Origin of the sequence: Bacillus sp. FJAT-45350, from assembly GCF_002335805.1 — a bacterium.
Classification (GTDB): Bacteria; Bacillota; Bacilli; order Bacillales; family NISU01; genus FJAT-45350.
Genome location: NZ_NISU01000001.1, coordinates 2,735,085 through 2,751,049, shown reverse-complemented (window position 1 = coordinate 2,751,049; position 15,965 = coordinate 2,735,085). Strand labels below are relative to the sequence as shown.

Genomic DNA, 15,965 nt, shown 5'->3' with positions numbered 1-15,965 from the left:
AATTCATATCCAATTGCTATACTTCAATTCAGCTTTTAAATGAAGCTGAGTGAATTGAAAATTTATAATTCATAACTGATAACTTATAATTAACGAATATTTAGGTCTCGTCATCATTTCAAAATGAATGGAGAAGTTGTATAATAGTAGGGATAGAAATAATAAATGTGTCATATTTTTTAGGATCGGTAATATCAAAGAGATTTTGTGGAGGAAAGGGGTGGTTGACTGATGTTTCCATGGAAGAAAAAAAAGAAAAAAGAGGAGGAGCTACCTGCAATAGATGTTTCTTTAGATGAGGTTAGACAAGCTGTTAAAGACAGAGCGAATAGTTTACCACTTGGAGTGTCGTTACGGACGTATATAAATGACGACCATTCAATTAACTTTGACTTGTTAAAGCCTAACTTTAAAGGTATTCCGAATCAAACCTTTTATATGTCAAAAGAAACGTTTGAAATTTTTGAAGACCAGGTACATGCTCAGGATATTGATCGAGTGCAGAAGGCTGTAGATCAATTCGTGTCTGAAACAGGAGAGTATCCCGTTATAGATGGTCCAGACAGGCAAATTAGTTACTTCCGAATAAAGGAATATTTACACGAGCAACCGAAGACGCCCCTTTACCTTGATGCAATCGACAATATGGTAACTTACCGACGTCCGAATTCGTAGGAGAGGAAAGGAGCAGAACATGAGTTTCCCCAAAACAGGAAGCAAGATTCAAGTCCAGAGTTATAAACACAATGGATTAATTCATCGCACTTGGGAGGAAACAGTCGTATTAAAGGGGACGTCCAAAGTTGTAATTGGTGGTAATGATAAAATTTTAGTAAGAGAAGCTGATGGACGAAATTGGAGAACAAGAGAACCTGCTATTTGTTATTTTGATGCGGAACATTGGTTTAATTCAATTGGCATGATTCGTTCAGATGGCATCTATTATTACTGTAATTTAGGCTCACCTTTTATATGGGATGATGAAGCTTTGAAGTATATAGACTATGACCTAGATATTAAAGTATTCCCAGACATGACGTTTAAGTTATTAGATGAAGATGAATTTTCACTTCATAAAAAACAGATGAATTATCCGAAGGAAATTGAAAATATTGTACAAAATAGTGTTGATGAGCTTATTTCATGGATTCACCAACGGAAGGGTCCTTTTGCTCCTCATTTTGTAGAGATGTGGTATGAAAGATTTTTGCAATATAGACTTTAGAGTAATGACGAATTACAAGTTATGAATTATGAGTGTAACAATCATAATTTATAACTCATAACTCATAAATTAGTGAAGTGGCATTCCCCGTGTAAATGGAGAATGCCCAGTTTGTTTTTGAACAAATGTTTTATTGTGTCTGTAATTTAGGGGATGATATGCTTGGGAAGTATTAAGAGGTATATGCAGTTTGTTAAGCCATATTGGAAGGCTATTATCTTAACAGTCCTTATTGGTGTTCTTAAATTCGGTATACCATTATTGACTCCATTGGTTTTAATGCATGTAATTGATAATATTATCGGTGGAGCAGGGCTAACAGAATCTGAAAAATTATCAGAACTACTTAAGATAATGGGATTCATGCTCTTTATCTTTTTAATTTTACGTCCACCAATTGAGTATTGGCGTCAGTACTTTGCCCAATGGACGGCTAGTAGAATCTTGTTTGATATTAGAAATCAACTATTCGAGCATATCCAAAAGCTAAGCCTGCGTTTTTATTCTAATCGAAAAGTAGGGGAAGTTATCTCGAGGGTTATCCATGATGTTGAGCAAACAAAGAACTTTGTTGTCACAGGGCTAATGAACATCTGGTTAGACGCAGCTACGATCATTATAGTGTTGGCCATCATGTTTTATATGAATCCTTTGCTTACATTAGTTGCAATGTCAATGTTTCCTTTCTATGGCTTCTCAATTAAATATTTTTATAGTCGATTAAGGCAATTAACGAGAGTTCGTTCGCAAGCATTAGCAGAAGTACAAGGGCATCTTCATGAACGAGTACACGGGATGAATGTTATCCGAAGCTTTGCTCTTGAAGATCATGAACAAAAAAACTTTTCAAAACGTAATAAAAATTTTCTTGATAAGGCGATTGATCATTCTAAGTGGAATGCAAAAACATTTGCTGTTGTTAATACAATAACAGACCTGGCACCATTACTTGTTATCCTTGCTGCTGGTTACTTTGTTATAACGGGTACTTTAACGGTTGGGGAGATGACAGCCTTTGTTTTATACATGGAGCGACTATACAATCCACTTAGAAGGTTAGTGAATTCTTCTACAACATTAACGCAATCAATTGCTTCGATGGATCGTGTTTTCGAATTTATTGATGAAAAATACGATATCCAAGATAAAAAGGAAGCAATTGAGCTGAAAGGTGCTCATGGAGCAATTACCTTTGATCATGTGAAATTTCACTATGATGAGGAGCAAGAACCAGTCATAAAAGATTTCCACCTAGACGTGAAAAAAGGTGAGACAATTGCTTTTGTCGGAATGAGTGGTGGAGGAAAAAGTACAATTATTAGTTTGATTTCCCGCTTTTATGATGTAACGGGCGGTAGGATCCTTCTTGATGGTAGGGATATTCGTGACTATAAAGTGAGGTCGTTACGAGACAATATCGGAATGGTGCTTCAGGATAATATTTTATTTAGTGATTCAGTTAAAACGAATATTTTAATGGGGAATCCAGGTGCATCTGATGAAGATGTTATAGCCGCAGCTAAAGCAGCAAATGCTCATCAATTTATCGTGAGCCTACCAAATGGTTATGATACGGAAGTAGGGGAACGAGGAGTGAAATTATCTGGTGGACAGAAGCAGCGAATAGCTATTGCTCGAGTGTTTTTGAAGAATCCGCCCATTTTAATTTTTGATGAAGCAACTTCAGCTTTAGATCTAGAGAGTGAGCATTTAATTCAAGAGGCGGTTGAAGAGCTAGCAAAAGACCGAACAACGTTTATTGTTGCTCATCGACTATCAACGATTACTCATGCAGATAGAATCGTTGTAATCGAAAATGGTGAGATTACAGAGGTAGGGAATCATGAAGAGCTAATAAATAAGAATGGCAGTTATCAGAAGTTATTTGAGGTTCAGCATCTAAATTAAAAAGAGGAAGATTCAAAGGGATTTTGCCTTTTGAACCTTCCTCTTTTTGTAGTTTAGGAAACTAAGAATACATTAATGTGGATAATCAAAGAAGAGCAATGGCTGCACACATTGCTATAAACAAGTACCGCTTTTACGGTTTGTTCTTTTGAAGCGTTAGAGAAGTTATTCATCCTCTGGAATGTTGACCTTAACTTTGTTTTCTGCTTGATGATAGCTAAAGAAACTATCAACTAAATGGTCAAGATGTTCCAGTTGCTCATGGTATTCTAAGATTTGTGAGATGATTGGTAAAAAGTGAGTCCATGCTTCCCGTTCAATTCCATTAGGATAGAGGTCCATAAATGAATCAGTCAGTGCTTTTTTTCCATTCTCGAATTCAGCTAACACCTCATCAGTTGGCTGAGTTGTAACCTTTCCAGCGTATCGTAGAAGAATTCGATCATGATAGGTTGTTAATCTTTGAAGGTGCTCTTCAATTAGGGTTTGAAGAGTTTCTGGCATTTGGCTATATTCATTTTCCCGTCGTTCTAAATTCTTTAGTACCATTAATGCCTTTTTTGATGTAAATAGCATTTGTCGGAATAGAACTACCTTTCTTGCCTTACCATAACGGCTCTTCATAAAATAGTTTCGTTCTTCTTTGTATAATAAATAAATGTTTTCAATTTTAATCATCTTATCATTTAATAGACTTATGTCTTTCTTCAATGCTTTTCGATTTGCATCTTTTCTAGTAACAAGCATAATCCACTGAATAATATGCTCTGTGTTAGACACAATTTTGTGATAGAGCTTTGTTTCGTAGCGGGGTGGAATAAAAAATAAATTAACAATAAATGCTGCAAATACCCCAATAAGAACTAGAGCAAAGCGGAGTGAAGCAAACTCTATAAAGTTTTCAGCGGGACTTTCCATAATGATAATCACTGTTACAATCGCTAACGGGATAGTCGTTGCTTCTAATTTTAATTTTAAAATAATCGCAATCGCAAGAACTGCTACGACACCAACGACAAATGGTTCATGGCCAAAGGTCAGTACAAAAATAACAGCTAATACGGCACCGATTACATTTGCTTGGACCTGTTCCAATATCGTTTGAAATGTACGATGGATAGATGGCTGTACAGCAAATGTAGCCGCAAGTGCTGCAAACATAGGAGGATGAAGGTCAAAAAACATTGCTGTATAAAGAGAAAGCATAATTGCTAACCCTGTTTTAAAAATTCGAGCACCAAGCTTCATATAGCTATAATCCTTTCGAGATGTTCTATCATATCACTTTTCCACATTTACTTCCTATTTAAACAATAACAACATGAAACTATACACCGTTATGGGGGATTATTCAAGGGGAATTTTGAGTTATGAGTTATGAATTATGAATTAAGAGCAATTGCCAATGGCAAATTTCAAATTGCTAATGGGTAGTTTGATTGGGCTTTGTTTGATTACCTTAGTTGTTAGTCCATTGTAGCTACTTTCTAGTAAAGGTTTGGTGCTTGTATAATTCGCAATTTTCCATTCTACATTTTCAAACGAAAAAGGCTGAACCGCTAAGGTCAGCCTTTTTTCTTTTGAACATTATTCTGTTGATACAGATGGGTCAGCTTGTTGTTTCATTGGGTTAACTTGTAGGAAGTTTTCTTCTGGATTTGCTAGAAGTTCTTCGACTACCGCAGCTTCCTCATCTTGACCGTACTCTTTTAGGCGCTCGATGTAAAGAGAAAGTAATTCGTTTAGGTCTTCAATACCTTTAGAAGATAAAGGTTGAATTTCTACTTTTGCACCTTTTGCGATTCTTGCTTCTAGTGCATCTTTTGTAAGTCCCATGTCAGGTTGATGACGTAGATAAACAACCCCACCAGTCATACCAGCACACATCCATGGACCAGGATCTCCAAGGACAACACCTCGACCATTTGTCATATATTCAAAGGCAAATCCTTTGATGTTAGAGTGAACACCGAGGTTTGCATAGTGATTTTCTTTTAATGGAGAAGTTAATCGACCACCGAAAATCATATCTGCACCAGATAGACGAATACCTGCACGAGCATCAGCGTTACCTTGAATCATAAAGATACCTTTCTGAGCGCCATAACCAGCACCTTTACCAACTGAACCGTTATAGAAATTACCGTCTTGACCCTTAGATTTGAAGATCATGAATTGACCACCAAATGCTGTTTTACCAATACCGTCTTGTGCACCACCATCGACATGGATAGCGATACCGTCACTATTATAAGCCCCTAACCCATTACCAGGGATAGAGCCATCTTTAAAGCTTAAGCGTACTTCAGGAAGTTCGCGATAAGAACCATCTAATTTTCCTCTTACACGGTGACAAGATACACGGCTTCCTAGTACACGTTGCTCAGCAGTTACAGATGAGAATTCACGTGATTTTGTTAAATCTTCTACATTATAGTCAAGGTATTCTGCACCAACAGCTACAGCAAGACCTTGTTCTTCACTAGATGCTGCCACTTCAAGCTGTGATAGGTGAGATACATCTTGAGCAGGTAGTACTTTAAGCATGTTATCCAAGCTCATTAATTCTTTTCCACGTGCTTGAATAAGTAAATCAGAACGTCCAACTAGTTCTTGTGCGCTATTTAAGCCAAGAGAAGCAGTAAGAGCTTGAACTTCTTTACCAATAGCAGTAAATAGGTTTGTTAAGCCGTTAACTGCCATATCGAATTGACGAGGGACGAAACGACGTAAGCCATGCTCTTTCGCTTGAGCCTCTGATTCGATTTGTGTAGCAATACCAACATGACATGTGTCTAAGTGACACCCACGACATGTTGTACAACCAACAGCGATCATTGATAATGTACCGAAGCCAACACGGTTCGCTCCAAGAAGCATTACTTTTACAACATCAAGGGCACTTTTAATTCCACCGTCAGCCCAAAGTTCAACTTTATGACGTAAACCAGACTCAATTAGGGCATTGTGAGCTGCTTTTACACCGATTTCTACTGGAAGACCAACGTGTTGAAGTGCGTGAACACGAGCAGCACCAGTACCACCATCGAAACCACTTAATGTAATGAAGTCAGCACCTGCTTTTGCTACACCAACAGCAATTGTTCCGATGTTAGGAACGATAGGGACCTTTACACAAACCTTTGCTTGGTCATTAGCAGTTTTGATTTCTGTAATGATTTGAGCTAAGTCTTCAATTGAGTAAATGTCATGGTTGTTTGATGGTGAGATTAAGTCAGAGCCAGTTGTTGCATTACGAGCAGCGGCAACTTTATCTGTAACTTTTGATCCAGGTAAGTGTCCACCTTCACCAGGCTTAGCTCCTTGACCAATTTTAATTTCTAGTAAATTTGTAGAGTTTAATAGCTCAACATTTACACCGAAGCGACCAGAAGCAATTTGCTGACCTCGAGTGTTCGGGTATTTTCCAAGCATATCTTTAATTTCTCCACCTTCACCATTGAAGCTAATCATATTTAGGCGCTCAGCTGCTTCTGCATATGCACGGAAGGCAGTTTCATTTTGCGAACCAAATGACATTGAACTAATGATAAATGGTAGATTATGATTTTTAATACCTAAATCAACTTTTTCAGGAGATACATTGGATTCTACCTGTTTAAGATCAGCTAAGTGCCTGATAGATACTGGATTTTTCTCTTCTTGCTCTTTAAGTTTGTCACCATAACTACTGTATTCAGCAGAACCAGAGGCAATGTCTCCGATTGCTTTCCAAATACGAGGGAATAGGTGGAATGATTTACCTGGTCTTGCTTTATCGTCTTTGAGTTCTTCTTTACGTGCTAATGCATCTGCTTTCATTTCATCGTAACCATAGCTAAGCTCATCAGAACCTAGGAAGTTAACAATATTCAGAACATCAGATACGCTGTTATTTAAGCCGATTGAAGAAAATAGTCGTGCATAACCTCTAAGCTCGTGAATTCCAAGTGTAGAAATAACTTTTTCTAATCCTTTGTTCATAGCTTCAAATAGTTTTGTAGCACCAGTTGCATCTTCATCTTGTACTGTAGCAAACATAATGTAAGGGTTAATGATATCAACTCCTAAACCGAATGCTACTGCAACATCATGAAGTGAACGGATAGCACCAGAGCGTAAAACAATTGAACAGCTACGACGAATTTGTTTTTCAGTTAGTCCCTGGTCAATTGCAGATGTTACTAGATGTGGATCTAACCAAAGGTTGTTATCTGTATGAGACTTTTCATCATCAATCACGATTAATTGAGCACCATTAGTAACAGCAGTCGCAGCTTCATCAACTAAACGAGTTAGTGCATCACTAATTGTTTCGTCTTCTGTGAAAGTAGAAGATAGATAGTAAACTGCATCAAGAGATTTATAATAAGTTAAGATTTGTTCATATGAAGGATGAGCTACGTTTGTACTAACTAATTTACCGTCAGCTCCTTCGATTACGATTGGTGAGCTAAGCTCAATATTAGTATTTTCTGCTTCATTTTCAAATAATGAAGGACGTTTACCAAGAATAACACGTGTAGAGAAATGCTCCATTTCACGGTCACGGTCAATGGCTGGGTTTGTTACAACAGCTACACTTTCTTTAATGAAGTCAGCAATGTTTTTACGCCCTTGATGTAATGCAGCAAGGGGAGAATCGTGGCCTAAAGAGCGAATTGGTTCAATTCCTTTTTCAGCCATTTGCTCAATCATTTGTACATGCTCGCGGTCCCAACCAAAAGCAGCATAATGTCCGTTCGTTACTTTTGTTTGTAAAGTCGTCACTGAATTGTCAGTTGGTAGAGTAGGAGCGTCTAGGCGAGAACGACTGCCTGTAATATTTAATCGCTTACTCATACGGTTATATACTTCTTCTTGGTAATCATTTTGGAAGTAGACACTTAATGTGTCATCTTCATTCCACTTTAATCCAACCTTTTCTCCTGGAGCTAGTGGTTTAGGCTCAGAAACAAACTCGCTAGATGAGATGATTCCTTGTTCAGAAGCAAAGTAGTAAGAAGATTCATTTTCAATCATCCATACAGGGCGTAAACCAAGAGAATCTACACTAAAGGCAGCCTCGTTAGCATAACGTGAGATAATTCCAGCTGGTCCTTGTGCAAAATGGCCCCAAGCTTCGCGGATGTATGCATATAAGTCTTGAAGGTGCTCTGGCATTGATTTAATTTCATTAACGATAGGTGGGAATAGAATGTCCATAACTTCAAAAAGGCTATACCCATGACGATTAATTAGTGTTTCGATTACACGGTTTAAATCTTGTGAATCACTAGCACCGTCTACTAATGGAACACCAATCATACGTGCTTCATCACGAAGCTTTGCAATTGTATTAATTTCTCCGTTATGTCCTAGCACACTAAAAGGCTGAACGCGGAAAAATGTAGATAATGTATTAGTAGAATAACGGTTATGTCCTAAAGTCATTGTTGAAGCAACAAGAGGGTTAGCTAAGTCATGATAGAAGCGGGGGAGAACATCTCCAGCTCCCATTACTTTATAGATAGCAAAATAATTACTAAGTGAGGCAACGTGAACAAGTTTGTCCAGTTCTATATCAAGCATTAAGTCATACAGGTCTTTACTTAATGATGTTTTTTCTTCATTTGGTAACAAAGCTACTTGCCAGAATACTGGCTCTTCCTTACGACCTAATGGGCCTAAAGCAGATGATTCAGTTACATTGTCAGTTTCAAAGATTGCAGTGAATCCATGCTTTTCAAATAAAGAACGAATCGTAGTTTGTGTTTGGTCCTTATCAGCCGTTTGGTCGATAAACATATGTCCAACTACAAAGTCAGGGCGTTCAACCACATTGGAATTTTGGTTTGCTAGTTCAAGCTTTTCTTTCCAAAGTTGGCGAGGGATATCGATGTGAATACCAACACCGTCACCTTCCTCGTTTATGAAACCAGCACGGTGATTCATTGTACAGAGTGCTTGTATACAGTCATCAATATTTTTCTTAGTAGGTACACGCTTTTTTTCCATTACAGATACGATACCGCAAGCATCGTGTTCTTGGTTTCTAAAATCTTTAAAAGTACTTGGACTCCATTTACTCATTCTAATCGGTCAATAAATTGACCTTCACCTCCTGTAATTTAAAGTCGTGCTCGAAAAGTTGGCAAACTAGTTGAGGAAGGAAATCTGACAAAATCCCCCGGACTAGTGCGGATTAAAAGGGTGAAAAATGTGTTAAGTTAAGTGACTAGAAAAGCCAGTTATAAAGAAGAGGCACGTTCTTTTCTGTTTGTTAACTTTTCGAACACTCTTTTAGGTGAGAAAAAACCAATTTAATTAATTGGTTTTCCACACGTTGAGAAATGACCTGACAGCTCAATTGTCAGAATAGTATATTACTATCTTAGCACGCATTTTGAATAAAATCAATTATTTTTATTCATTTATGTGATTGGTAATAATGGAAATGTAACTTGTGTAGAGATAGGAGTATGTTAGATTATCTTGCTATTGTAAGCGTTTTCAGAACTTTACAAAAAGAAAATGCGAAGAATTTGTCAGAAATCCTTCGCATGCTCATTGTATATTTATACATTTTGTAATTCTTTGAACGATTTTTCTACGGCTTGTAAAGTTTCTTGTATGTCTTCTTCGGTATGTGAGATTGTTAAAAACCAAGCCTCATATTTAGAGGGTGCCAGGTTAATACCATTCTTTAGCATTAGTTTAAAAAACTTACCGAATAATTCTCCGTTGGTATTTTCTGCTTGTTCATAATTACTCACTTTTTCTTTCGTAAAATATAGCGTTAAAGCTCCTTTTAAGCGATTAATGGAGACTGGGATATTGTATGACTCAGCATGTTTCCAAAGACCTTCTTCTAATTTCTTTCCTAAAGCATCAAGCTTGTCGTATACACCTTCTTCTTTTAGGACTTCAAGACATGCAATACCAGCGCTGATGGACGCTGGGTTTCCTGCCATTGTACCAGCTTGATATGCTGGACCGAGCGGAGCAACTTGCTCCATAATATCCTTTCTCCCACCATAGGCGCCGATTGGTAAACCGCCACCGATAATTTTACCTAGAGCAGTCATGTCTGGTTCAATGTTGAGATAATTTTGTGCTCCTCCGTACATAAAACGGAATGCCGTAATCACCTCATCATATATAACTAGAGCTCCTGCGTTATGGGTAATTTCATTTATTTTCTCTAAGAACCCAGGTGCTGGTTCCACAATGCCAAAATTCCCTACAATAGGCTCTACTAAAACAGCAGCTACTTCATTACCCCAACTGTCAATTGCTTCCTTAAAAGAATCAACATCATTGAAAGGCACCGTAATCACTTCTTTAGCAATGCTTTTCGTCACTCCTGCTGAATCTGGTGTTCCTAATGTAGAAGGACCAGAACCTGCAGCAACTAATACTAAGTCAGAATGACCATGATAACAGCCAGCAAACTTAATTATTTTATCTCGGCCAGTATAGGCTCTTGCAACTCGGATTGTCGTCATTACTGCTTCTGTTCCTGAATTAACAAAGCGGATGCGTTCCATCGATGGGATTGCTTCTTTAAGCATCTGTGCAAATTGATTCTCTAACTTCGTTGGTGTTCCGTAAAGTACACCGTTTTCAGCCGCCTTTGTAATCGCTTTTGTAATATGGGGATGAGCATGTCCTGTGATGATTGGACCGTATGCCGCAAGAAAATCGATATACTTATTTCCGTCTACATCCCAAAAGTAAGCTCCATGTGCTTTTTCCATAAAGATAGGTGAGCCACCGCCAACTCCTTTAAAAGAACGTGATGGGCTGTTGACGCCTCCAAGTATATGTTCCGTCGCTTCTTCATATAATCGTTCAGATTTCGTGAATTCCATATAAATCCTCCTAATGATGTAAGTATGTAATGAATAGAGTTTCTTCAGTATAAATGTATCTAGTCTATATAATAATTCATGTCTAGTATAGTAGCAAAAATAGGAGTCAATTAGGTATTTGTATTATGTGCAAACTGCTTGAGCATTTGCATCCCTTTCGTTACACTAAATAAGTTCTTTGTATATTTGTTTTATATAACTCATGGACATATAACTAATGAATGAAAAAAAAGGTGGAGACCTACATGAATATGATAGAGGTAGAAAATCTAACAAAGGAATTTAAATCGCACTCGAGTCGCGCTGGTCTTAAAGGAGCATTCAGAGATTTATTTACACGAAACTATAAAATACTTTCAGCGGTAGATAATATCTCCTTTGAAGTGAAAAAGGGAGAGATGGTTGGTTATATTGGAGAAAATGGTGCTGGTAAATCAACAAGTATTAAAATGCTGACGGGAATTTTAACGCCGACATCAGGCGAAGTAACAGTAAATGGAATGAATCCTCATAAACAACGTGAGCAATTTGTTCGTTCTATTGGAGTTGTTTTTGGTCAGCGTTCACAGTTGTGGTGGGATATTGCTGTACAAGAATCATTTCGTTTACTTAAAAAAGTTTACAAAGTCCCTGATGAGCAATATGAAGCTCATATGAAAGAAATTATTGAAACGTTAGATTTAGAGCCGCTATTAGATAAGCCTGTGAGGAAATTATCGTTAGGGCAAAGAATGAGGTGTGAGTTGGCAGCAGCTCTAATTCATAATCCTCCACTATTGTTTCTAGACGAACCGACGATTGGGCTTGATGTACTAGTTAAGCTAAAGATACGAGAATTTTTAAAAGAGATTAATCGAAAATACCAAACGACAATTTTATTAACTACGCATGACATTTCGGATATTGAAGCTTTGTGTAGTCGTGTTGTTATGCTAGATAAAGGTAAGATCATCTATGACGGTGAACTTGCTGAGCTTCAGCAGAACTGGGTTAGTGGAAAAGAGGTACAGTTTCAGTTTTCGACGCCTATTACTGAACGAGAGCTAGGAGAAGTAACTGGAAATGAAGCAGTTCAATGGAAAAAAGGTGAGAAAGAAAATGTTTGGAGAGCGTTAGTCGAGGAAGAGTCTCTAGTTTCAATTGTCATAAGCAGAGTAGCTGCAAAATGTGACATTCTAGATGTACAAGTAAATAAAGTGTCGACGGAAGAAATCATTCGTAATATATATGAAGAAGGTGTCATGCATGGCAAGTAAATATATCGAAATGATTCGGATACGCTTCCTGATGATGCTGGCCTACAGGACAAATTATTATAGTGGAATACTAATATACAGTATCAATATTGGAGCGTATTATTTTCTTTGGACTGCTATTTATGGTGGTCAGGAAGAGATTCAAGGATTATCTGTTTTACAAATGACTACGTACGTTGCTGTTGCTTGGATGGCTAGGGCATTTTACTTTAATAATATTGATCGAGAAATAGCTCAAGAAATTAAAGAGGGCAAAGTAGCGATTGAGATGATTCGACCTTATAATTATCTTATTATGAAGACGATGCAAGGTCTAGGAGAGGGGCTATTCCGGTTATTTTTCTTTTCGGCACCAGGGTTAGTAATAGTTTGGCTTGTGTTTCCAATAAGCTTCTCTGCTGAATTATCAGTATGGTTATTCTTCTTAATCTCGATAATGTTTAGCTTTATTATCAATACACAAATAAATCTACTGACGGGTTTAATTACATTTTTTGTAATGAACAATAATGGGATTATTCGTGGAAAGCGGGTTGTTATTGACTTGTTTTCAGGACTTCTACTGCCTATTAGTTTCTACCCTTTATGGGCTCAAGAAGCGATGTTCTTCCTCCCATTCCAGGCGATTAGCTATATACCTTCAATGATATTTACTGAGGGATTTGCAGGAGTGGAGATTTATAACGCATTGCTATTTCAATTAGTATGGGCATTAATCTTAATTGTTCCTGTTCAAGCATTATGGTTGATTGCGAAAAAACAACTTGTGGTACAGGGGGGCTAATAAATGTATTATTTATCAATGTTTATGCAATATGCCTCTCAATATTTGAAGACAAGGCTTACATATAGAGTGGATACAGTCATTGAGATTTTATCTGATTTGCTGTTTCAAGCGGTAAATTTAATATTTATCCTTGTTGTTTTCGGTCATACCGGATTTCTAGCAGGTTGGACTAGAGAAGAAATTATCTTTATTTACGGCTTCTTCCTAGTGCCATTTTCTATTTTCTCATCATTCTTTAATATATGGGACTTTAATGAACGGTATATTGTAAAGGGAGAGATGGATCGGATTCTTACAAGGCCGATTCATAGTTTATTTCAAATTGTTCTAGAAAGAATGGAGTTAGAATCATTGTTTGGAACGATAACAGGAATAGCGATTATGATATATGCTTCGATGCACCTGGACTTATCATTTGCGTGGTATGATCCGTTTCTCTTCATTATAATGGCAGTTGGCGGGGCGTTAATATATGGTGGGGTTTTTATCATGCTTGCATCGATTAGCTTCTGGTCGGATAGTAGAACAGATATTATGCCAATGATGTACAATATCGGGAACTATGGACGTTACCCAGTAGATATTTATCATCCAGTTATTCGCTTCGTTCTTACATGGATTTTACCTTTCGCTTTTGTTGGGGTTTACCCATCAGCGTACTTTTTAGGTAAAGAAGAATGGTATGTGTATGCGGCGTTAACACCGTTTATGGGAGTTCTTTTCTTCTTCCTTGCTATTATTGTTTGGAATAAAGGAGTTACTAAGTACCGTGGGGCTGGAAATTAACGAGTAAAGCAGTGATTACTTTTTGTGATCTCTGCTTTTTTTCTTTCTATACAAAAATTTTAAATAAACCTCAGAAAGTTTTTGTAGGTGTGGACATACATTTATGGTGAGGTGGTGTTTTTGGGAGACATTATAATAGGGTGTATCATGACGGTTGCATTTATGGGGATTTGTGTTAGTCTCTTGTTATTAATAAAAGATCGACCTGTCAGGGGGAAGCGAGTATCCTTTCGTAATTTCGTTGTACTTTTCCTAGTGTATTTGACAATTATTTTTGGTTTTAGTGCAATTTATATGGCTTTGGAGTTGATGGGCTATACAGTTCTGACAGAAGGTAGTCGTCACGTTGGTGGACATGTGATGCATTTAATTGAGGACACGACTTATTTTAGTGCTGTTACCCTTTTGTCTGTTGGGTATGGAGATATTACCCCATTAGGTTGGGGGAGACTCATTGCGATGTTTCAAGCACTTATTGGGTATATTATTCCTGCTGCTTTTGTTGTTTCTACTGTTATTTATTACGAGAGACCTTCAAGACAGTTGTAATAGTGTGAAAAATTCGATACTCTAATAAAAAGTACCTAATGTTAGGTATATTAGGAGGGGTTTTAAATGACAGTAGAAGTAGGACAAACAGCACCGGATTTTACATTGAAGGCAAATGACGGAAAAGAAGTTAAGCTATTTGATTTTCAAGGTAAGAATGTTGTTCTTTATTTTTATCCGAAAGATATGACTCCTGGATGTACAACACAGGCGTGTGACTTTAGAGACCGTCATAATGATTTTGAGGGAGTAGACGCGGTTATTTTAGGAGTTAGTCCAGACCCGATAGAGCGTCATGAAAAATTTATTGCGAAACATGAGTTACCTTTCCTGCTATTAGCTGACGAAGATCATACGGTATCTGAAGCTTATGGAGTTTGGAAGTTAAAGAAAAACTTCGGAAAAGAATACATGGGAATTGAACGCTCTACCTTCATTATTGATAAGGAAGGGAACCTTTTGAAAGAATGGAGAAAGGTTCGTGTTAAAGACCATGTTGAGGAAGCGTTGAATTACATAAAAGATAATTTGTCATAATCATACTTTGAGATTGCTCCAGAAGGTCAAGCTTATTCTTTTGGAGCAATCTTTTTATATAGGAATCATGATTTGATGTCATATAGTAATGAAGATATTGGTAGGGGATAGTGATGTATTTTATTCAAATAATAGTAAGGGAGAGATTGTAGTGAAGTTCATGATTTGTATTGTGAATGATTATTACAAGGAAGAGATTGAAAGGCAGCTCAAGAATAAAGGTTATCGTATGACTGAGTTAGCTAGTACAGGTGGATTTTTGAAAAAAGGAAGTACTACTTTTCTCTTTGGAGTACTAGAGGATGATATTGCGGAGTTGAAAGGTTCTATAAAGAAGGCGTGTTTAGACGTTGAGAAAATTAAGGGTAAAAAGCGGAGTAGTGAAAGTAGGCTTACATCGTTTGTTGTCAACGCAACTCAAGTTGCACCCTTTCTAAATAAACTTGACTAGCATGAAAAAGTAATTAGGACATAGATATATAGTAGGGTTCGTTTCTTTGTTGTATATAGTGAAAACATTGACAATACACGATTACCCGATTATACTAATTATAAACATTATAAAATAAGAATTGTTTTCTTCTTGAAAGTGAGGTGCATGACGATGTCTAATCATCGCTTGCAAGGAGCGATTGATTCTCTGAAAAGTACAAGGGTTCGCATGACCCCGCAACGTCATGCCATACTCGAATATTTGTTTGAATCAATGACGCATCCTACAGCAGACGAAATATATAAGGCACTTGAAGGGAAATTCCCAAATATGAGTGTGGCAACGGTGTATAATAATCTTAGAGTGTTTAAAGAAGTTGGGATTGTCAAAGAATTAACATATGGTGATTCTTCAAGTAGGTTCGATTGTGTGACTTCAGATCATTATCATGTTATCTGCGAAAGTTGTGGGAAGATTGTAGATTTCCATTACCCAGGTTTAGATGAGGTTGAGACTCTTGCAGAGCATGTAACTGGATTTAAAGTGAGTTCTCATCGAATGGAGATTTATGGGACTTGTACGGAATGTAATGGAAAAGAGACACATTAATTTTCTGAAAAAAAGCTGAGCC

13 protein-coding genes are annotated in these 15,965 nt (G+C 37.2%); 10 read left to right on the top strand and 3 right to left on the bottom strand.

The features are described 5' to 3' along the window. The first annotated feature begins 231 nt into the window (after positions 1 to 231). The 3 genes from CD003_RS13805 to CD003_RS13795 all read left to right on the top strand — a co-directional run bounded on the left by CD003_RS13805 (position 232) and on the right by CD003_RS13795 (position 3,133). Positions 232 to 675 (top strand): DUF3939 domain-containing protein, encoded by a 444-nt coding sequence (locus CD003_RS13805; RefSeq protein WP_096201662.1) that lies wholly within the window; start codon positions 232 to 234, stop codon positions 673 to 675. Positions 676 to 694: 19 nt separating this feature from the next. Then, positions 695 to 1,225, top strand: coding sequence for a nucleoside tri-diphosphate phosphatase (gene ntdP / locus CD003_RS13800; RefSeq protein ID WP_096201661.1), 531 nt, complete (start codon positions 695 to 697; stop codon positions 1,223 to 1,225). A 162-nt stretch (positions 1,226 to 1,387) separates the two neighbouring features. Next, the gene (locus CD003_RS13795) at positions 1,388 to 3,133 is read left to right on the top strand and encodes an ABC transporter ATP-binding protein (RefSeq protein WP_096201660.1); all 1,746 of its coding nucleotides are present in this window, start codon (positions 1,388 to 1,390) and stop codon (positions 3,131 to 3,133) included. A gap of 165 nt (positions 3,134 to 3,298) precedes the next feature. Here CD003_RS13795 and CD003_RS13790 read toward each other — a convergent pair whose 3' ends face one another. From CD003_RS13790 to CD003_RS13780, 3 genes are all read right to left on the bottom strand, one after another. Further along, entirely contained in the window at positions 3,299 to 4,381 is a 1,083-nt protein-coding gene (locus CD003_RS13790; RefSeq protein WP_096201659.1) for an FUSC family protein, read from the bottom strand. Positions 4,382 to 4,720: 339 nt separating this feature from the next. Next, positions 4,721 to 9,205, bottom strand: a complete 4,485-nt coding sequence (locus tag CD003_RS13785) for a glutamate synthase-related protein (RefSeq protein ID WP_096201658.1) — start codon at positions 9,203 to 9,205, stop codon at positions 4,721 to 4,723. Between the two features lie 485 nt (positions 9,206 to 9,690). Continuing rightward, complete coding sequence (locus CD003_RS13780) at positions 9,691 to 10,986, bottom strand: glutamate-1-semialdehyde 2,1-aminomutase (protein ID WP_096201657.1); 1,296 nt, start codon at positions 10,984 to 10,986, stop codon at positions 9,691 to 9,693. A gap of 245 nt (positions 10,987 to 11,231) precedes the next feature. Between CD003_RS13780 and CD003_RS13775 the strand changes: the two genes are divergently transcribed. From CD003_RS13775 to perR, 7 genes are all read left to right on the top strand, one after another. Beyond that, positions 11,232 to 12,242, top strand: a complete 1,011-nt coding sequence (locus CD003_RS13775) for an ABC transporter ATP-binding protein (RefSeq protein ID WP_096201656.1) — start codon at positions 11,232 to 11,234, stop codon at positions 12,240 to 12,242. Next, positions 12,232 to 13,026: an ABC transporter permease gene (locus CD003_RS13770; protein ID WP_096201655.1), complete on the top strand. Its 795-nt coding sequence runs from the start codon at positions 12,232 to 12,234 to the stop codon at positions 13,024 to 13,026. The genes CD003_RS13775 and CD003_RS13770 overlap by 11 nt, the downstream gene beginning before the upstream one ends. 3 nt (positions 13,027 to 13,029) lie before the next feature. Beyond that, the gene (locus CD003_RS13765) at positions 13,030 to 13,815 is read left to right on the top strand and encodes an ABC transporter permease (protein WP_096201654.1); all 786 of its coding nucleotides are present in this window, start codon (positions 13,030 to 13,032) and stop codon (positions 13,813 to 13,815) included. Positions 13,816 to 13,929: 114 nt separating this feature from the next. After that, positions 13,930 to 14,364 carry a potassium channel family protein gene (locus CD003_RS13760; RefSeq protein ID WP_257008365.1) on the top strand — a complete coding sequence of 145 codons (435 nt, stop codon included), beginning with the start codon at positions 13,930 to 13,932 and terminating at the stop codon, positions 14,362 to 14,364. A 66-nt stretch (positions 14,365 to 14,430) separates the two neighbouring features. Further along, complete coding sequence (gene bcp / locus CD003_RS13755) at positions 14,431 to 14,901, top strand: thioredoxin-dependent thiol peroxidase (RefSeq protein ID WP_096201653.1); 471 nt, start codon at positions 14,431 to 14,433, stop codon at positions 14,899 to 14,901. Between the two features lie 160 nt (positions 14,902 to 15,061). Then, positions 15,062 to 15,352 carry a cyclic-di-AMP receptor gene (locus CD003_RS13750; protein ID WP_306453961.1) on the top strand — a complete coding sequence of 97 codons (291 nt, stop codon included), beginning with the start codon at positions 15,062 to 15,064 and terminating at the stop codon, positions 15,350 to 15,352. 153 nt (positions 15,353 to 15,505) lie between these two features. Continuing rightward, a complete protein-coding gene (gene perR / locus CD003_RS13745) occupies positions 15,506 to 15,943 on the top strand; it encodes a peroxide-responsive transcriptional repressor PerR (protein WP_096201651.1) in 438 nt (145 codons plus the stop codon). Positions 15,944 to 15,965: the final 22 nt, after the last annotated feature.